Source organism: Burkholderia sp. IO2 (genome assembly GCF_029522185.1).
GTDB lineage: Bacteria > Pseudomonadota > Gammaproteobacteria > Burkholderiales > Burkholderiaceae > Burkholderia > Burkholderia cenocepacia.
Genome location: NZ_JAKWFH010000042.1, coordinates 36725 through 54834, shown reverse-complemented (window position 1 = coordinate 54834; position 18110 = coordinate 36725). Strand labels below are relative to the sequence as shown.

The 18110-nt window shown below is 68.2% G+C and carries 16 protein-coding genes; 7 read left to right on the top strand and 9 right to left on the bottom strand.

The window, feature by feature from the left end; genetic code table 11:
* Positions 1 to 34: 34 nt before the first annotated feature.
* Entirely contained in the window at positions 35 to 823 is a 789-nt protein-coding gene (locus MMB92_RS24705; protein ID WP_006483065.1) for an SDR family NAD(P)-dependent oxidoreductase, read from the bottom strand.
* 45 nt (positions 824 to 868) lie between these two features.
* The gene (locus MMB92_RS24700; RefSeq protein WP_006483031.1) at positions 869 to 1705 is read right to left on the bottom strand and encodes an alpha/beta fold hydrolase; all 837 of its coding nucleotides are present in this window, start codon (positions 1703 to 1705) and stop codon (positions 869 to 871) included.
* Positions 1706 to 1842: 137 nt separating this feature from the next.
* On the opposite strand from MMB92_RS24700, the gene MMB92_RS24695 reads away from it, so the two are divergent.
* The 7 genes from MMB92_RS24695 (at position 1843) to MMB92_RS24665 (ending at position 10157) form a co-directional block, all read left to right on the top strand.
* Positions 1843 to 2622 carry an SDR family oxidoreductase gene (locus MMB92_RS24695; protein ID WP_006483021.1) on the top strand — a complete coding sequence of 260 codons (780 nt, stop codon included), beginning with the start codon at positions 1843 to 1845 and terminating at the stop codon, positions 2620 to 2622.
* Between the two features lie 155 nt (positions 2623 to 2777).
* Positions 2778 to 4343, top strand: a complete 1566-nt coding sequence (locus tag MMB92_RS24690; protein WP_084751473.1) for a DUF1302 family protein — start codon at positions 2778 to 2780, stop codon at positions 4341 to 4343.
* A gap of 40 nt (positions 4344 to 4383) precedes the next feature.
* Positions 4384 to 5766, top strand: coding sequence for a DUF1329 domain-containing protein (locus tag MMB92_RS24685; RefSeq protein WP_062910464.1), 1383 nt, complete (start codon positions 4384 to 4386; stop codon positions 5764 to 5766).
* A gap of 99 nt (positions 5767 to 5865) precedes the next feature.
* Positions 5866 to 6648 carry a 2-oxopent-4-enoate hydratase gene (dmpE, locus tag MMB92_RS24680; protein WP_034202299.1) on the top strand — a complete coding sequence of 261 codons (783 nt, stop codon included), beginning with the start codon at positions 5866 to 5868 and terminating at the stop codon, positions 6646 to 6648.
* 13 nt (positions 6649 to 6661) lie between these two features.
* Positions 6662 to 7561 (top strand): acetaldehyde dehydrogenase (acetylating), encoded by a 900-nt coding sequence (locus tag MMB92_RS24675; protein ID WP_006483009.1) that lies wholly within the window; start codon positions 6662 to 6664, stop codon positions 7559 to 7561.
* 16 nt (positions 7562 to 7577) lie between these two features.
* Entirely contained in the window at positions 7578 to 8609 is a 1032-nt protein-coding gene (gene dmpG, locus MMB92_RS24670) for a 4-hydroxy-2-oxovalerate aldolase (RefSeq protein WP_006483010.1), read from the top strand.
* A gap of 168 nt (positions 8610 to 8777) precedes the next feature.
* A complete protein-coding gene (locus MMB92_RS24665) occupies positions 8778 to 10157 on the top strand; it encodes an MFS transporter (RefSeq protein ID WP_084751475.1) in 1380 nt (459 codons plus the stop codon).
* A 27-nt stretch (positions 10158 to 10184) separates the two neighbouring features.
* Here MMB92_RS24665 and MMB92_RS24660 read toward each other — a convergent pair whose 3' ends face one another.
* The 7 genes from MMB92_RS24660 to MMB92_RS24630 form a co-directional block, all read right to left on the bottom strand.
* The gene (locus tag MMB92_RS24660; RefSeq protein WP_058903164.1) at positions 10185 to 10442 is read right to left on the bottom strand and encodes a hypothetical protein; all 258 of its coding nucleotides are present in this window, start codon (positions 10440 to 10442) and stop codon (positions 10185 to 10187) included.
* Positions 10443 to 10857: 415 nt separating this feature from the next.
* Complete coding sequence (infA, locus tag MMB92_RS24655; protein WP_006483034.1) at positions 10858 to 11121, bottom strand: translation initiation factor IF-1; 264 nt, start codon at positions 11119 to 11121, stop codon at positions 10858 to 10860.
* 464 nt (positions 11122 to 11585) lie between these two features.
* A complete protein-coding gene (locus MMB92_RS24650; protein ID WP_006483056.1) occupies positions 11586 to 11789 on the bottom strand; it encodes a cold-shock protein in 204 nt (67 codons plus the stop codon).
* A 289-nt stretch (positions 11790 to 12078) separates the two neighbouring features.
* Positions 12079 to 13158: a Rieske 2Fe-2S domain-containing protein gene (locus tag MMB92_RS24645; RefSeq protein WP_006483025.1), complete on the bottom strand. Its 1080-nt coding sequence runs from the start codon at positions 13156 to 13158 to the stop codon at positions 12079 to 12081.
* Between the two features lie 66 nt (positions 13159 to 13224).
* Positions 13225 to 15684 carry an MMPL family transporter gene (locus MMB92_RS24640; RefSeq protein WP_277563004.1) on the bottom strand — a complete coding sequence of 820 codons (2460 nt, stop codon included), beginning with the start codon at positions 15682 to 15684 and terminating at the stop codon, positions 13225 to 13227.
* 93 nt (positions 15685 to 15777) lie between these two features.
* Positions 15778 to 16740: a sialidase gene (locus MMB92_RS24635; RefSeq protein WP_058903166.1), complete on the bottom strand. Its 963-nt coding sequence runs from the start codon at positions 16738 to 16740 to the stop codon at positions 15778 to 15780.
* Positions 16741 to 16899: 159 nt separating this feature from the next.
* The gene (locus MMB92_RS24630) at positions 16900 to 18105 is read right to left on the bottom strand and encodes an acetyl-CoA C-acyltransferase (RefSeq protein ID WP_060263952.1); all 1206 of its coding nucleotides are present in this window, start codon (positions 18103 to 18105) and stop codon (positions 16900 to 16902) included.
* Positions 18106 to 18110: the final 5 nt, after the last annotated feature.

The following is an 18110-nucleotide window of genomic DNA, read 5'->3' as shown; positions in this document are numbered from 1 at the left end:
CCTGTCTCCTGTTCCGTTGCGCGAGCGCGCCGTATCAGCGCGCGGTAAACCCGCCGTCGATCACGAGCTCCGCGCCCGTCACGTAGCGGCCTGCCGGCGACACGAGATACAGGATGCCGGCCGCGATATCGCGCGGATTGCCGATCTTCGCCATCGGCACGTGCGTCTGCATGTACTCGAACGCGCGATCGGGGTCCTGGCCCATCTGGCGAAACGCGTCCTCGAGCATCGGCGTGCGGATATAGCCGGGATGCACCGAGTTCGCGCGGATGTTCTTCGCCGCGTACAGCATCGCGTCGACCTTTGCCATCATCCGCACCGCGGCCTTCGACGCGTGATACGCGGGCACGTCGGGGCCGCCGACGATCCCGTACATCGACGACAGGTTCACGATCGATCCGCCGCCGGCTGCGTCGATATGCGGAATCGCCGCGCGCGTGCACAGGAACACGCCGTTGACGTTCACGTCCTGCACGCGCTGCCATTGCGCGAGCGTGAGCTCGTGCGTCGGCACGTTGTGCCCTTCGATGCCCGCGTTGTTCACGAGCACGTCGAGGCGCCCGAAGCGCGCGACGATCTCGTCGAACACGCGCGCCACATCCGCCTCGTGCGTGACGTCGAGCGACCAGAATGCGGCCTGGCCGCCCTGTGCGCGGATGTCCTCGACCAGCGCTTGCGCCGGCTGCGACAGCACGTCGAGAATCGCGACGCTCGCGCCGGCCGCGGCCAGCGTACGCGCCGTCTCGGCGCCGATACCGCGCGCGCCGCCGGTGATCGCGGCCACCTTGCCGCGCAGGTCGAACAGTTCTTCGATGAGTTTCATGTCGTCTCCTTGTATTCGGATGGGCGCCTGCGAGCGCATCCGGCGTTATCGCGTATTCCGCGCCGCAAGAAAATCGAGGCATTCCCGATTGAAATAATCGGCGTGCTCCACCATCACCCAATGGCCGCAGCGGTTCATCAGCACGAAGCGCGCATCGCGGCAGCGTTCGAGGAAGGTCAGCGCGCCGCCGACCGGATTGAAGCGATCGTCCGTACCCCAGAAACCGAGCACCGGGCTGCGCAGATCGCCGAGCGCCGCGGTCAGGTTCGGCACGCTCATCGTCGACAGCACTTCGGTCGGCTGCTCGACGCATACCTTCATCCGCTCGGCGACGAGCGCGTCGGTGACGATCGCCGGATCGTGCACGAGCAGCGTCAGCAGTTCGCGCATCGTGTCGTCATTCATCTGGCGATGGGTGAACAGCTTCACCATCCGCTGAATCCCTTCCATCCGGAAATAGGTGTCGCGATCCTCGACGCCGCCGGGCGCCATCATGATCAGCCCGTCCACTTCGTCCGGGTAGTCGAGTGCGTATTTCAGCGCGATCGCGCCGCCGAGCGAATTGCCGAGCAGGACGGCCGGCCCGATCCCGAGCGCGGCGAGTTGCGCATGCAGCGCACCGACGAAGAAATCGAGCGTATAGGCGACGTCGGACGGCTTCGACGACTGCCCGTAGCCGGGCAGGTCGACGACGATCGCGCGATGGCCGGCCGCCGCGAACGCCGGATAGTTGTGCTTGAAGTTGCTGAAGCCGCTGGCGCCCGGCCCGCTGCCGTGAATGAACACCACCGGCCGGCCCTCGCCCGCCTCGAAATGATGCAGGCGCATGCCGCCCGGTACGTCGGTGAAGATGCCGGCCGGCGGCGTCGTGGGGGTCGTCATCGCGGGTTGTCTCCTTCGTCGTTCGATGGATGCCTGCCACGATGATTGCGCCGCCGGCGCCGGCCGGCATCATCCTTTCAGACTACGAAGCCGCGCGCACTTGTTCCTATCATCGGTCCACCGAAACGGAGGCGACGATGAACGGATTCGACTACAGCGGCAAGACGGTGCTCGTGACGGGCGGCACCAAGGGCATCGGGCGGCGCATCGCCGAACGGTTTCTCGCGGCCGGGGCGCGCGTGTTCGTCTGTGGACGCAGCGCGCCCGATACGCCGCCGTCGGCGAATGGCCGCACGGCTGCCTTCGTCGCGGCCGACCTGCGCGACATCGAGCAGGTCGACGCGATGCTCGCGACGATTCGCGACATGGCCGGCGGCCTCGACGTGCTCGTCAACAACGCGGGCGGCTCGCCGTTCGCGCTCGCGGCCGATGCGTCGCCGCGCTTCACCGAATCGATCGTGCGGCTGAACCTGATCGCGCCGCTGCAACTCGCGCAACGCGTGAACGCGATCATGCAGCCGCAATCCACGGGCGGCGTGATGTTGTTCATCGCGAGCGTCAGCGCATCGCGACCGTCGCCCGGCACGGCCGCGTACGGCGCCGCGAAAGCCGGCCTCGTCAACGCGGTCACGTCGCTCGCGGTCGAGTGGGCGCCGCGCGTGCGCGTGTGCGCGATCAGCCCGAGCCTCGTGCAGACCGACGCGGCGACCGAAGGCCACTACGGCGACGATGCCGCGCTCGACGCGATTCGCGCGACGATTCCCGCCGGCCGGCTCGCGACACCCGACGACGTCGCCGCCGCCTGCCTGTTCCTCGCATCGCCCGACGCGTCGTACACGTCGGGCGCGAACCTGCGACTCGACGGCGGCGGCGAACGGCCCGCGTTCCTGTCGGCCGCACGGACGGACGCGCGCTGAACCATGCGACGCACACGGTGCGCAGCCGGTCGTTGCCGATGCTAGGGAAGTCCTCTAGTTCATTTTGACGATTCCCTGCTACCGCGATCTCCCTACTCTGCCTCTCACGACAACACACAGAGTCGACCGTCGTCGATACCCCAAGAGGAGACACCATGCATCAACGGATTTCGCGCCGTACCGACAAGCGGGCCGCCGCCACGCTGTCGACGCTGGCCGCCGCGCTGCTGACGTGCGCCGTTCCGGACGCACACGCCGGCAGCACGATCGCGCTCGGCGCCGACACGACGCTGGACTCTACGTTCACGCTCAGTTACGGCCTCGGCATGCGCACCCGTGCGCCGAGCGGCAATCTGCTGACGCCGGCGAACATCAACGGTGACGACGGCGATCGCAACTTCGCGAAGAACAAGCTGATCGAGAACCAGGTCAGCCTGCTCGGCGAAGTGAACCTGAAGCATGACGACTGGGGGATATTCGTTCGCGCGGACACGTTCTACGACCAGGCGTATCGGCGCCCGAACTACAACGACGCGCCGGGCACCGTGAACCACTCCGGCCAGTACAACGACTTCACGAGCGACGCGCGCTACTGGTCGGGCGGCCACACGACGCTGCTCGCCGCGTACGCGTACAACACGTTCCATCTCGGTTCGACGAGCCTGAACGTGAAGGTCGGCGATCAGGTGGTCGCCTGGGGCGAAAGCCTGTTCTTCCCGAACATCGCGGGCGCACAGGGGCCGTCCGACGCGACCAAGTCGTACATGGCCGGCGCCGAGGTCAAGGACATCCTGCTGCCGGTGCCGCAGATCTCGACGCAGTGGCAGATCACGCCGAACTTCAGCCTGCTCGGCTACTACCAGTTCTCGTACCAGCAGAACCGGCTGACCGCGCCCGGCACGTACTGGAGCTACTCCGACGTCACGGGCCCCGGCGCGCAATACATCATCGGCCCGGGCGGGATGATCATTCCGCGCGGCCCGGACGACAAGCCGAGCGCACGCAACCAGTGGGGGATCGGCGCGCGCTTTCGCATACTCGGCGACACCGAGCTCGGCGTGTACCACCTGCACTACAACGACATGAACCCGAGCGTCGTCACGACGTACTTCCCGACGCTGCAGTACCAGCAGAAGTATTTCAGCAACATCAAGCTGACCGGCGCGAGCTTCTCGACGCAGGTCGGCCCGGTGAACGTCGCGGGCGAAGTGTCGTACCGCCAGGGCGCGGCCGTGCTGGTCAATACGGCGACCGGCCCGCAGTCGACCCGCGCGAACGTGCTGCAGACCAATCTGTCCGGCATCTACTCGATCGGGCCGAGCTTCCTCGCGAACTCGCAATCGCTGATCGGCGAACTCACGTACGTGCACGCAGGCAGCATCTCGGCGCTCGACGGCTCGACCACGCTGTCGAATTCGCGCAACGCGCTCGCGATGGAGATCGCGTGGACGCTCAGCTACAAGAACGTGTTCAACGGCTGGGATCTCGACGTGCCGCTGACCTACACGCACGACCTGACGGGCACGTCGCCGCTCGCCGGCGCACTCGGCTCGCTGACGGGCCAGGGCGATCACCGCGTGACGGCCGGGCTGACCTTCACGCGCCTGAGCAACCTGCAGCTGTCGCTCGTCTATGCCAAGTTCCTCGGCTCGCCGAACCTGGTCACGCGTCCACTCTCGGATCGCGACTACGTACTGGCCACGGCGACCTATCACTTCTGAGCGGCCCGGCCGCTCGTCACTCAGCAACAAGAGGATTGATATGAAACGCATTCATCTCCCCCTCCTTCGCGCCTCGGTGATGGCCGCGTGCGCGGTCGTCGCGACGGCGTCGTTCCCGAAGGTCACGCCGGACGACCTGAAGGCGCTCGACGGCCCGCTGACGCCGATGGGCGCGCTGCGCGCCGCGAGCAAGGACAACGGCGTGCCGGAGTGGTCGGGCAAGTGGCTCGGCACGCCGCCCGACGTGCAGTACAAGCGCGGCGGCCGCTACCCCGATCCGTTCGCGAACGAGAAGCCGATCGCGACGATCACCGCGGACAACATGGCGCAGTATGCGGAGCATCTGACCGACGGTCAGAAGGCGATGTTCAAGCGCTATCCGGCCACGTTCAAGATCAACGTCTACCCGAGTCATCGCGATTTCCGCTACACCGATTCCGTCTACAAGGACATCCGCACGTACGCGCCCGATTCGACGATGACGTCCGACGCGAACGGGCTGACCAACGCGCCGCCGCAGGTGCCCTATCCGATCCCGAAGACGGCGGCCGAGCTGCTGTGGAATCAGCGCATGTCGTCGGCGATCGGTGCAGAACAGGCAACCTACGACCAGGCGGTCGTCTATTCCGACGGCAACATCGCGTGGGGCAAGGTGCGCTACGACATCTACTCGCCGCGCAACGTCGGCAAGTACGACGTGAAGAATGACCTGAACAACCGCACGTTCTACCGCAACGCGACGGAGCTGCCGCTGTCCGACCGCGGCTCGCTGATCGTCGGCTTCCAGAACTGGGACAAGGCCGGCGCGGACAACGCGTCGCGCACGTGGATGTACAACCCCGGCACCCGGCGCGTGCGCCAGGCGCCGGAATACGGCTATGACCAGCCGCAGGGCCCGGGCGGCTTTCGCACCGTCGACGACGATCGCCTGTACAACGGCCCCGGCGACCGCTACGACTGGAAGATCGTCGGCAAGCGCGAGATCTACGTGCCGTACGACAACTACAAGGCGATGGACAGCTCGGTCAAGTATGCGGACCTGCTGACCAAGGGGCATGAAAACCCGGCGTACATCCGCTACGAACTGCATCGCGTGTGGGTGCTGCAGGCGACGCTGAAGAGCAACTACCGTCATCAGTATGCGAAGCGCGTGCTGTACATCGACGAGGATTCCTGGATGACGCTGCTCGCCGACAACTACGACGCGCGCGGACAGCTGTGGCGCACCAACGTCGCGACGACGCTGTATGCGTACGACGCGAAGACGTTCTATCCGGGCGTCGTGTTCTTCCACGACCTGATCTCCGGCGCATACATGGCCGACCGCCTCACCAACGAAGGCCCGATGCCGAAGCTCGACAACAGCCCGCAGTTCAGCGAAGCGTACTTCTCGCCGGACGCGATCCGTAGTTCGGGTAACTGATCGATCGACGCGGCCTGCCCGCGCTCCACGCGCCGGAGCCCCGCTCCGGCGCACGACGCCGCCCGCGACGGCGGCCTTTTTCCATTCGAGGGCCCTTTCATGTCTTCCCGCCTGCATACGACGCTCGGCGACGAGCTGTACGCCGCGTGGCACGCGCGCGCGCCGGTCGCGCCGCTGTCGAGCCGCCCGCGCCGTCTGTCGCTCGACGATGCCTATCTCATCCAGCAGCGCTTCATCGAACGCCGCGTCGAACACGGCGAAGCGGTCGTCGGCAAGAAGATCGGCGTGACGAGCCAGGCCGTGCAGGACATGCTCAACGTGCGCCAGCCCGATTTCGGCATCCTGCTGTCCGGCATGCACCATGCGGCCGGCGAAGCGATCGCGACCGACTCGCTGATCGCGCCGCGCGCCGAGGGCGAGATCGCGTTCATCCTCGCGCACGACCTGCGCGGCCCCGGCATCGACCGCACCGACGTGATCGCCGCGACGGCCGCCGTCGCGCCCTGCTTCGAGATCGTCGATTCGCGCATCCGCGACTGGGCGATCCGGATCGAGGACACCGTCGCCGACAACGCTTCGTGCGGTGTGTACGTACTCGGCGATGCGCGCGTCGATCCGCGCACGCTCGATCTCGCCGCCTGCGAGATGACGATCGAGAAAAACGGCGAGCCCGTCGCGCGCGGTCGCGGCGATGCGGCGCTCGGCCATCCCGCCGATGCGGTCGCGTGGCTCGCAAACACGCTCGCCGCCTACGACGTGCCGCTGCTTGCCGGCGAGATCGTGCTGTCCGGCTCGCTCGCGAAACTGATTCCGGTCACGGCCGGCGACACGCTGTCGATGCACATCGCCGGCATCGGCGGCTGCGACGTCCGCTTTATCTAAAGGAACACTCCCGATGAAGAAAATCAAATGCGCATTGATCGGGCCGGGCAACATCGGCACCGATCTGTTGTACAAGCTGCGCCGTTCGCCGGTGCTCGAACCCGTGTGGATGGTCGGCGTCGACCCGGCATCCGACGGCCTCGCACGCGCGCGCGAGTTCGGCCTGAAAACCACCGACAAGGGGGTCGACGGGCTGCTGCCGCACGTCGTCGGCGACGAGATCCGCATCGCATTCGACGCGACGTCGGCATACGTGCATCGCGACAATTCCGACAAGCTCACCGCGCTCGGCGTGAAGATGATCGACCTGACGCCCGCGGCGATCGGGCCGTATTGCGTGCCGCCGGTGAACCTCGATGCGCATCTCGACAGCGCGCAGACGAACGTGAACATGGTGACCTGCGGCGGCCAGGCGACGATTCCGATGGTGTATGCGGTGTCGCGCGTACAGCCGGTCGCGTACGGCGAGATCGTCGCGACCGTGTCGTCGCGCTCGGTCGGCCCCGGCACGCGCAAGAACATCGACGAGTTCACGCGCACGACGTCCGGCGCGATCGAACAGGTCGGCGGCGCACGCAAGGGCAAGGCGATCATCGTCATCAACCCGGCCGAGCCGCCGCTGATCATGCGCGACACGATCCACTGCCTGACCGACGGGCCGCCCGACGTCGACGCGATCACCGCGTCCGTGCATGCGATGGTCAAGGAAGTGCAACGCTACGTGCCCGGCTACACGTTGAAGAACGGCCCGGTGTTCGACGGCAATCGCGTGTCGGTGTTCATGGAAGTCGAGGGGCTCGGGGACTACCTGCCGAAGTACGCGGGCAACCTCGACATCATGACCGCCGCCGCGGCCGCCACGGCCGAGCGTTTCGCCGAACAGATGCTGGCCGCGACGGCCGCCACCGCTTGAGCCGAGGAGCCACACGATGTCACTTGCAGGCAAGAAGATCACCGTCCACGACATGTCGCTGCGCGACGGGATGCACCCGAAGCGCCACCAGATCACGCTCGACCAGATGCGCGACATCGCGCGCGGGCTCGACGCGGCCGGCGTGCCGCTGATCGAGGTCACGCACGGCGACGGCCTCGGCGGCGCGTCGGTCAACTACGGGTTTCCCGCGCACACCGACGAGGCGTACCTGAGCGCCGTGATTCCGGAGCTGAAACAGGCCCGGGTGTCCGCGCTGCTGCTGCCCGGCATCGGCACCGTCGAGCACCTGCGCATGGCGCACGCACTCGGCGTCGGCACGATCCGCGTCGCGACGCACTGCACCGAGGCCGACGTGTCCGAGCAGCATATCGGCCTCGCACGCACGCTCGGGCTCGACACGGTCGGCTTCCTGATGATGGCGCACATGTCGTCGCCGGCACAGCTCGTCGTACAGGCGAAGCTGATGGAGTCGTACGGCGCGAACTGCATCTACATCACCGATTCGGCCGGCCACATGCTGCCCGACGACGTGACCGCGCGAATCGGCCAGGTGCGCGACGCGCTGAAGCCGGAGACGGAGCTCGGCTTCCACGGCCACCACAACCTCGCGATGGGCGTCGCAAATTCGGTCGCGGCGGTCGCCGCCGGCGCGAACCGGATCGACGCGGCGGCGGCCGGCCTCGGCGCCGGCGCGGGCAACACGCCGATGGAAGTGTTCGTCGCGGTGTGCGACCGGATGGGGATCGAAACGGGCGTCGACGTATTCGCGATTTCCGACGTCGCCGAGGATCTCGTCGTGCCGATCATGGATGCGCCGATCCGTCTCGACCGCGACGCGCTGACGCTCGGCTATGCGGGCGTCTACTCGTCGTTCCTGCTGTTCGCGAAGCGTGCGGAAGCGAAGTACGGAATTCCGGCGCGCGACATCCTCGTCGAGCTGGGCCGTCAGCGGCTCGTCGGCGGGCAGGAGGACATGATCGAGGACGCGGCGCTGACGATGGTGCGGGCGCGGGAGGTGGCGGCGTAGGCGACGCGGTCGTTCACGGCCAACCAACGGAAACGGGGCGCAAGCCCCGTTCGTCGTTGGATGCACGGGCATGTCGATTGCGCGCGCCCGGGGCGCCCGCCTGCTGACACCACGCTGTCAGCAGGCGGCCCCTAAGCTCGAACGTCCGACACCCGAGGAGCATCGCCCGTGGCCCATACCGGAGAACTGGCCGCACTGGCCGAGCGCGCCGTCAAACGGCGCGGCGTCACCCTGCTGACCCTGTGCCTCGCCGTACTCGTCGCGCAGGTCGACACGGCCGTCGTCAATCTCGCGACGCGCGCCATCGGCGCCTATTTCCACGCCGGTGTCGGTGCATTGCAATGGGTCGTCGACAGCTACAACCTCACGTACGCGGTGCTGCTGCTGACCGGCGGCCTGCTCGCCGACCTGTACGGCCGGCGCCGCATCTTCATGGCCGGCACGGCCGTTTTCACGCTTGCGTCGCTGCTGTGCGCGCTCGCGCCATCGGTATCGGTGCTGATCGCCGCACGTGCGCTGGCCGGCGTCGGCGCGGCGTTGTTACTGCCGGCGTCGCTTGCGATCGTGCGCGTCGTGTGGCGCGATCCGGTCGCGCGCGGCCGCGCGCTCGGCATCTGGGCCGCGTGCAACGGCGTCGCGATGGCGCTCGGCCCGACGCTCGGCGGCGTGCTGATCCGGCACTTCGGCTGGCGCAGCATCTTTTTCGTCGTCGTGCCGCTGAGCGTCGCCGCGATGCTGCTCGCGATTCCGGCCGTGCCCGAATCGTCCGATCCGCACGGCCGTCATTTCGACGGTGCGGCGCAAGTCGCGGGCGCACTCGCGCTCGGCGCGCTCGCGTATGCGGCGATCGTGTTCCGCGACGCACCGGTCGCCGGCACGATCGCCGGCTGCATCGCGGTCGCGTCGTTCGCCGCGTTCGTGGCGATCGAGCGCCGCCACGGCGAATCCGCGCTGGTGCCGCTGGACCTCTTCCGGATCAGCGCATTTCGCGGCGCGATCGCCGCGACCACCGGCATGACGTTCGGAATGTACGGCGTGCTGTTCCTGCTGCCGCTGACGTGGCAAAGCGTCGGCCGCCTCGATTCGACCGGCGCGGGGCTCGCGCTGCTGCCGATGGCGCTCGTGTTCGTCGTCGTGTCGCCGTGGTCGGGGCCGTTGTCGGAGCGTATCGGCACGCGTGCGACGACGGCCGGTGGTGTCGCGGTGATCGCGAGCGGGCTCGCCGCGATCGGCGCATCGGCCGAGTCAGCCAGCCTGCTCGGCGCCGAAATCGGGCTGGCGTTGACGGGGCTCGGGATGGGGATCGCGACGGGCCCGCTGATGACCGTCGCGGTCGGTGCGGTCGACGCGGCGCGTTCAGGCACCGCCAGCGCGCTCGTCAACGTCGCGCGAATGACCGGCGCGACGCTCGGCATCGCGGTGCTCGGCACGGCGTTCGCAGCCGCGCATGGCGGCGCGGCCGGCCTGCGCGTCGCGATGCTCGCCGGCGCGGCGGTTCAACTGACGGGCGCGGCGGTATCGGCGGTCAGCGTGCAGCGGGCGGCATGACGCGACACATGCGCACCCGCCGTTCGCTCAATGGTGCTTCCCGCCATGTTTGCGCGCCCGGTGCTCGGCGCGCTTGCGCAGCAGCACCGGCATCAGTTCCTCGATGTACTGGCTGTACTGGCGCGCCTGCCCGCGCGTGACGATCTCGCTGAAGCGCTGATGCGCGTGATCCTGGCCAACCAGCGCCGCATGCGCTTTCCTCAGGATGTGCAGATAGGCGATCAGGCTCGTGCCATCGCGCACGGGCAGTGCATCGCGCGGGTCCGGCGTCGGGGCGGTACTCATGCTCGGATCCTTTGTGGACAATCGGTCCGGCAGGTTGTCGTGACGAGCCCGCACCGAAGGGATTGAAAGCCGCGTGCGGGCCGCGAATTGCCGACGAGTGTACGACCGCGCCGGCCCGCGCGTAAAGCCGCAGGCGAACGACGTCGCAACGGGTGCGTTCAGTCGCCGGCCGATGCGGACGACGATGCGTTTCGCCCGGCTCGTGCGGTTCGGAACGGGGAGACTTGCTGCAGGACGCGGCCGCCTGAGCGTGGTACACGCACGGCGCCGGCAAAGGCGGGAGAAGCCGCCGCGGCGCGATGGCGCCGCCGGCGACCGGCGAACGGCACACCGTGCGCCGCTCAGCCGGTTCGTCCGGCCGTGCGGCCGGACGGGTGTCGATCGGTGCGCGCTGCGGCGCACCGATGGTGGCCGCTTAGCGGCGCGGCTGCCCGCTTCGCGGCGGACGCGGCGAATTCGCGTCCTTGTGCCGGAAGTTGATGCGGCCCTTGGTGAGGTCGTACACCGACAGTTCGAGCGTCACGCGATCGCCCGCGAGAATGCGGATGTGGTTCTTGCGCATGCGGCCCGACGCATATGCGCCGACCACGACGCCGTTTTCCAGCGTGACACGGTATTTGCTGTCCGGCAGCACTTCGTCGACGATTCCGTCCAGTTCCAGCAGTTCTTCTTTTGCCAAACCAATTCCTCCAGACAAGGTGATTGACCGCGGCCGGCGACTGCCCGGCGCCGATTCCCGCAAACGGGACGGCGGCCGGCAGGCTGCCGGGATCGGTTCGTTCAGACGGGCCTCGGGCCTGTCTTGCGATCGGAGCCCGGCGCGTTGCGACGTTCGGGCGGTCGGTGGCTGCGGCGCCAGCAGCGCCGCGCAAGTCGGGACCGCGCCAGCTACGGCATGGCGGCGGTCTGCTCGGGTTGATGCGTTGAAGCGGTGATGCGCTCGCAAAACGGCTTGCGCTTCGCGAGGGCGTTGCGTCGCATGCGGTTCAGGCATGCGATGAGGGAGGCGTCACGACCGATGCATCGTGAATGTCGCGATGCATCGGTCGTGCGCATCGGAACGCACAGGCCGCCGTCAGGCAGCGCCCCGCGCGATACTCCATCCGGCACCGGCCGCCGATCGGCGACCGCTGCCGATGCGGCTTACTGCGGCGTGATGTTCGACGCTTGCAGACCCTTCGGGCCACGCTTCACTTCGAAGCTGACCTTCTGGCCTTCGGCCAGGGTCTTGAAGCCCGTGCCGCGAATTTCCGAGAAATGGGCGAACAGATCGTCGCCGCCGTTGTCCGGGGAAATGAAACCAAAGCCCTTGGTTTCGTTGAACCACTTGACGGTACCGGTATCCACAAATACTTCCTTAATACAAATGACGAATGGTGAACATGCGCCCGCGACGGGCACAGAAAGAATCAAAGAGGGAGAGACCAACGACTGCCGCACGGTGTGCGGCCAATGATGAGCAATCGAACTTCTTGACGACTTCGGTCTCGGACACTACGCGGTAGCGACCGTTTCGTCAAGTTCTTTTGGTGCGGCGCACAAGCGCAGGCGCCCGGCGCGCCTTCTGCGGCGGGTGTTGCCGGCCGATCGACGCGCTTTCGATGCGCCCCTCTTTTCCGGCCAGCCTGCCCCTTTCTTACTGCGGCTCGAACACGTGATGCAGCGCCGGCGGCGCGTCGCCTTCGCGAATGCGCATCTCGAACGCCTTGCGCGCGACGCTCGCGGGCCGCACGTCGGCCACGTCCAGGTAGAACTGCGAATACCAGTCGCGCATCTGGTACAGCGGGCCGTCGCCTTCGCACAGCAGCGGGTTGTCGATCCGCGTCTTGCTGTGCCAGATGTCCACGTCCTCGTAGAACGCGCGCTGCGCTTCCTTCACGTACGCATTCGCGATCTCCATGTTCTGCTCGTCGGACAGTCCGGCCACCTTCTTCACGATCACGCCGTACCGCAGCTCGAAGCTGTTCATGTCGATCGGCACGTGGCAGTTCAGCAGCACCGAATGGATCGGCTGCCCGTTGCTCTGCCCCGTCATCTGCGTGATGTGCACGGCCGGCCCGAAATAGGTCGACAGCGCGGTCAGGCTGTCGCCGCCGAGCTTCTCGCTGCGGCCGACCAACAACTGCGTCGCCTTGTGGTGCTCGAACAGGTTCGCGAAATAGTCGATCGGCGCACGGTGCACGGTCGCGAAGTGCGCGACGTCCGAGATGTTGTCGACCAGCTCGCGGCAATTCGCGTGGATCACCATCTTGTCGATGACCCAGCCCGACCATTCGTCCGAGAAACACACGTCGAGGCGCGGAATCGCGACCTCGGCCGGCGGCGCATGGCCTTCCGGGTCGTTCCACACGAACAGCAGGTTGTTTTCCTCGCAGGTCGGCCACGCGCCGATGCGCGCCTTCGGCGGAATCCGCTTGCAGTACGGAATCGACGCGCACTGGCCTTCGCCGTTCCACGCCCAGCCGTGGAACGGGCACACGAGGGTGTCGCCCTGGACCGTGCCGAGGCTCAGGTCGGCGCCCATGTGCGGGCAATAGGCGTCGACGACGTTGACCTTGCCGGTCGAATCGGCGAACGCGGCGAGCTTGCGGCCGAAGATGTTCAGCGTATGCGGCTTGCCGTCCTGGTAGTCGCGGGCGAGGCCGAGGCAGTGCCAGCCGCGCGCATAGCGCTGCGCGAGCGGCTGGGCTTCGATCTTGTAAGGGCGTGCGGACATGTGGGTTGACTCCTCTTGTGGAGAGCGCGCGGCGGCCGCCGCGCGCGGGGAAAATCGGCGCGCCGTTCAGCGCACCGGGTTGCCGTGTTCGAGTGCGGGCGCCGGCTGCGGCGGCGCGGGGGTCGCCGGCGACGGCTGCTGCTTCGGCAGGCGGCGCTCGGCACGCTCGACGCCGAGCCACGCGGCGAGCGCGGGCAGCAGGAACACCGCGCCGAACAGGTTCACGAGGAACATGAACGCGAGCAGCACGCCCATGTCGACCTGGAACTTCAGCGCGGAGAACGCCCACGTGCCGACGCCGATGAACATCGTGACGGCCGTGAACAGCGCCGCCGTGCCGCGCTGGCGCATCGCATCGGCGAACGCGTCCGGCAGCCTCGCGCCGTGGCGGAGGTCGTGCTGCAGGCGCTCGTACAGGTAGATCCCGTAGTCGACGCCGACGCCCACGCCGAGCGTGATCACCGGCAGCGTCGCGACCTTCAGCCCGATGCCGAGCCGCGCCATCACCGCGTTGCACAGGATCGACACGAGCGTGAGCGGCACGATGATGCACAGCACCGCGCGCCACGAGCGGAACGTGAGCGCGCAGAGCAGCGCGATCGCGCCGAAGATCGACAGCAGCATCGCGATCTCCGCGTCGCCGACCGCCTCGTTGGTCGCGGCCATCACGCCGACGTTGCCGCCCGCGAGCCGGAACGCGACGTTCGGCGTCGGATTCTCGGCCGCGAAGCGCTTGATCTCGTCGACGATGTGCGCGATGGTCGTGCCTTCGTGGTTCTTCGTGTAGATCAGGACCTGGATCGCCTTGCAGTTCGCGGTGTTCATCCCGTTGTCGGGATCGAACGCGTTGGCGCCCTGCGTGAGCCCGTCGCTGGAACGCGGCAGCGCGGCCCAGCGCGGGTTGCCTTCGTTGAACGCGGCGATGAACACCTTGCCCTGCGACGCCACGCTCGTCACCGACTGCACGCCGGCCACGCCGCGCATGTTCATCTCGAACCGTTCGATCGCGCTCATCACCGGGTAATGCAGGCATGCGTCGTCGAAGCCGGTCGTCTCGACGATCACCGACAGTACGTCCACGCCGATGTTGTACTGGTGCGTGATCGCCGCGTTGTCGACGTTGTAGCGCGAGTTCGCGCGCAGCTCCGGCGCGCCGGTGCCGATGTCGCCGATCTCCAGCCGGCGCGATTCGAGCGTGCCGTACGCGAGCAGCGCGAGCGCCACCGCGAACACGCCGAGCGCCGGCGCCGGCCGCGCGAACACCGCGAAGCGCGACCACATCCGGCTGCCGCCGGCCGCCGCGGTGCGCTGCGCGCGCGCCAGCGTGCCGGGCTCGAGCCGCGTGTACGACAGCAGGATCGGCAGGAACACCTTGTTGGTCACGATCATCAGCAGCACGCCAAGGCATGCGGTGATGCCGAGTTCACGCACGATGTCGATCCTGATCCGCATGATCACCATGAAGCCGAGCGCGTTGGTCAGCAGCGCGACGGTGCCCGGCACGAACAGCTTGCGGAACGCGTCGCGCGCGGCGTCGACCGACGACGCGCCGCGCACCAGCGCCTGCTTCCACGCGTTGGTCATCTGCACCGCGTGCGACACGCCGATCGAGAAGATCAGGAACGGCACGAGGATCGACATCGGGTCGATGCCGAGCCCGAGCAGCGGCAGCGCGCCGAGCAGCCAGACGACCGGCAGCAGCGCGACGACGAGCGCCAGCGCGGTGGTCTTCAGCGAACGCGTATACGCGAACAGCAGCGCGGCCGTGACGAGGAACGCGAGCGCGAAGAACGCCATCACGCCGGCGATCCCGGCTTCGACGTCGCCCACCAGCTTCGCGAAGCCGATGATGTTCACGTCGATGCCCCGTTTCGCGTACTTCGCGCGAATCTCCTCCAGCTGGTGCGCGACCGCGCTGTAGTCGAGCCGCTTGCCGGTCGCGGGATCGGTCTCGCGCAGTTCCGCGCGGATCAGCGCCGACTTCAGGTCGTTGCCGACCAGCCGGCCGATCTGCCCCGATCTCGCGACGTTGCGGCGCACCTTCGCGAGATCGTCCGGGTTCGCGCTCGAGAACTGGCCGGGCACCACCACGTCGCCGCGAAAACCGGCCTCGGTCACCTCGGTGTAGTGGACGTTCGGCGTGAACAGCGAGAACACGCGCGAACGGTTCACGCCGGGGATGAAGAACACGTCGTCGGTCGCGTGGCGCAGCGCGTCCATGAAGGTCTGGTTGTAGATGTCGCCGTCACCCTTCCAGCGCAGGCTCACGAGGATCGTGTTCGCGCCGGGGAACGCCCCCGCGTAGCGTTCGAACACCTGCATGTACGGGTGCTGCATCGGGATCATCTTGTTGAAGCCCGGATCGAGCTTCAGCCGCGTCGCGGACAGCCCGAGCGCGAGCGTCACCGCGACGCACAGCAGCATCAGCAGCCGGCGCCGGCGGATGATCGTGTTGGCGCAGCGCTCGACGAACGTGGCGAGGCGCGACGCGGAAACGGCTTCAGGGGGACGGGACAGGTCGTTCATGGAGTTCTCGTGTCGGGACGGACGGGCGATGCGAAACGAACGGATACGGGCGAAAAACGGCGGCTGCATCGATCGCGGCCGCCGGGCCGCGCGTCAGGACGGCAACACGGCGAGCGGCGCGACGCCGGATTCGCCGCCGAGCAGCAGCGCGCCGTGCCCCATGTCGAGCACGGCCGCGAGGCTCTGCACGCCGCCGAGCTTGCGTACGTCGAAAGTCAGCCCGCCGTCTTTCGACACGACGATCGCGCCGCCCTGGCCGACCAGCACGAGTTCGCCATCCGCGAGCTGCGTCGCGCCGAAATACGACACCGGCACGTGGCTGTCGACGTGCGTCCAGGTCGCGCCGTGATCGGTGCTGCGCACCACGTTGCCGCGCATCCCGTATGCGACCCAGTCGCCGTTCGCGAGCATCAGCGCGCCGAACAGCGAACCCGCGTACGGCGACGGCGGCTTGTCCCACGTGACGCCGTTGTCGGCCGAGCGCAGCAGCGTGCCGCTCTCGCCCGCGACCAGCAGGTTGCCGCGGCCGTCACCGACGATCGCGTTCAGGTGGCGGTCGCCGGCCGGCGTCTTCACCGTCTGCCAGTTGACACCCGCATCGTCCGAGCGCAGCAGCTGGCCGAAGCTGCCGGCCGCGAACAGCGGGCCGTCGGCGGTACCCCAGATCGACAACAGCGGATCGGAATGGTCGTGGTCGATGTGCACCTCGCGCCAGTGCATGCCCGCGTCGTCGCTGCGCACGATCCGCCCGTCGTGGCCGACCGCGACCCCGAGCGTCGGCGTGATGAAGCGGACCTGCGTGAGCGTCGATGCCGGGTCGCGCGCGATCGCCGCCGGCCGCCAGTGCGCACCCGCGTCGTCGCTCAGCAGGATCACGCCGCGCTCGCCGACCGCGACGATGCGCGTCGTGCCGGCACGGGCGAGCCCGTTGATCTGCAATCGGTCGGCATGGATCGCGGTGACCGGGAACGCCGGCAGCGGGCGCGGCGAGAATGCGAACAGCGCGGCGCCGAGCACGAGCGCCGATATCGCGAGTCCGGGCAAGGTTCGTTTCATGCTTGTCTCCTGTGTCTGCGGTCGACGGCGGCAGGCGCCGAAACGCCGGCCACCGTCGGCCGCCAGTCTCCGGGCCGTCGGTCGTTGCCGCGGCCTCGAAGGGTCCTGAATGGATGGCCGCTCGTGCGGCGCGGCTCGTCCGCGTGCCGCTACCGGACGTTATGCGCCGACGTCGAACAGCGCGGCCGCCCCCATCCCGCCGCCGATGCACATCGTCACGACCGCGTGCCGCACACCGCGCCGCGCGCCTTCGAGCAACGCGTGCATCGTCATCCGCGTGCCCGACATCCCGAACGGATGGCCGAGCGCGATCGCGCCGCCGTCCACGTTCAACCGGTCGTCCGGGATGCCGAGCGTGTCGCGGCAGTACAGCGCCTGGCACGCGAATGCCTCGTTCAGCTCCCACAACCCGACGTCGGCCACGGTCATCCCGAAGCGCGCCAGCAGCTTCGGAATCGCGAACACCGGGCCGATACCCATCTCGTCCGGCGCGCAGCCTGCCACCGCGAGGCCGCGGAACGCGCCGAGCGGCGTCAGCCCGCGACGCGTCGCCTCGGCGCGCGACATCACGACCACGGCCGCCGCGCCGTCCGACAGCTGCGATGCGTTGCCCGCGGTCACGAACTCGCCCTGCTCGACGAGCTTGCCGCCGCTCCACGACGGCTTCAGCCCCGCGAGCCGCTCGGCCGTCGTGTCGGCGCGCACGCCCTCGTCGCGCGCCGCGCGCACCGCTTCGTGGCCGGCCGGATTGCCTTCCTTGTCGAACAGCGCGCGCCGCACGTCGAGCGGCGCGATTTCCGCGTCGAAGCGGCCGGCTGCCTGCGCGCCGGCGGTGCGCTGGTGGCTCTGCAGCGCGAATGCGTCCTGCGCCGCGCGCGAAATGCCGTAGCGGCGCGACACGATCTCGGCCGTTTCCATCATCGCGATGTACGCGTCGGGCTGGTGCTCGAGCACGGCCTGCGAACGCGCGCGATACGCGTTCTTGTGCTTGTTCTGCGTGAGCGAGATCGACTCGACGCCGCCCGCGACGACGATTCGCGCATCGCCCGCGCCGATGCTGCGCGCCGCGCTCGCGATCGACATCAGGCCCGACGAGCACATGCGGTCGATCGCCATCCCCGGCACCGACGCCGGCAGCCCGGCCGCCGCGGCCGACAGACGGCCGATGTTGTAGCCCTGCGTGCCCTGCTGCGCGGCGCAGCCGATCAGCACGTCGTCGACGTCGGCCGGCGCGACGCCCGCGCGTTCGAGCGCGGCGCGCACGACGTGGCCGCCCAGCGCGGGCGCCTCGGTGTCGTTGAACATGCCGCGAAACGCCTTGCCGATCGGCGTGCGTGCGACGGAAACGATGACTGCGTCTTCCATGTGCT

Coding starts and splice junctions, on each gene's coding strand:
- MMB92_RS24705 (WP_006483065.1), bottom strand. CDS start 823: ATGAAACTCATCGAAGAACTGTTCGACCTGCGCGGCAAGGTGGCCGCG.
- dmpG (WP_006483010.1), top strand. CDS start 7,578: ATGTCACTTGCAGGCAAGAAGATCACCGTCCACGACATGTCGCTGCGC.
- MMB92_RS24695 (WP_006483021.1), top strand. CDS start 1,843: ATGAACGGATTCGACTACAGCGGCAAGACGGTGCTCGTGACGGGCGGC.
- MMB92_RS24675 (WP_006483009.1), top strand. CDS start 6,662: ATGAAGAAAATCAAATGCGCATTGATCGGGCCGGGCAACATCGGCACC.
- MMB92_RS24640 (WP_277563004.1), bottom strand. CDS start 15,684: ATGAACGACCTGTCCCGTCCCCCTGAAGCCGTTTCCGCGTCGCGCCTC.
- MMB92_RS24635 (WP_058903166.1), bottom strand. CDS start 16,740: ATGAAACGAACCTTGCCCGGACTCGCGATATCGGCGCTCGTGCTCGGC.
- MMB92_RS24660 (WP_058903164.1), bottom strand. CDS start 10,442: ATGAGTACCGCCCCGACGCCGGACCCGCGCGATGCACTGCCCGTGCGC.
- MMB92_RS24685 (WP_062910464.1), top strand. CDS start 4,384: ATGAAACGCATTCATCTCCCCCTCCTTCGCGCCTCGGTGATGGCCGCG.
- MMB92_RS24690 (WP_084751473.1), top strand. CDS start 2,778: ATGCATCAACGGATTTCGCGCCGTACCGACAAGCGGGCCGCCGCCACG.
- MMB92_RS24630 (WP_060263952.1), bottom strand. CDS start 18,105: ATGGAAGACGCAGTCATCGTTTCCGTCGCACGCACGCCGATCGGCAAG.
- MMB92_RS24700 (WP_006483031.1), bottom strand. CDS start 1,705: ATGACGACCCCCACGACGCCGCCGGCCGGCATCTTCACCGACGTACCG.
- MMB92_RS24645 (WP_006483025.1), bottom strand. CDS start 13,158: ATGTCCGCACGCCCTTACAAGATCGAAGCCCAGCCGCTCGCGCAGCGC.
- dmpE (WP_034202299.1), top strand. CDS start 5,866: ATGTCTTCCCGCCTGCATACGACGCTCGGCGACGAGCTGTACGCCGCG.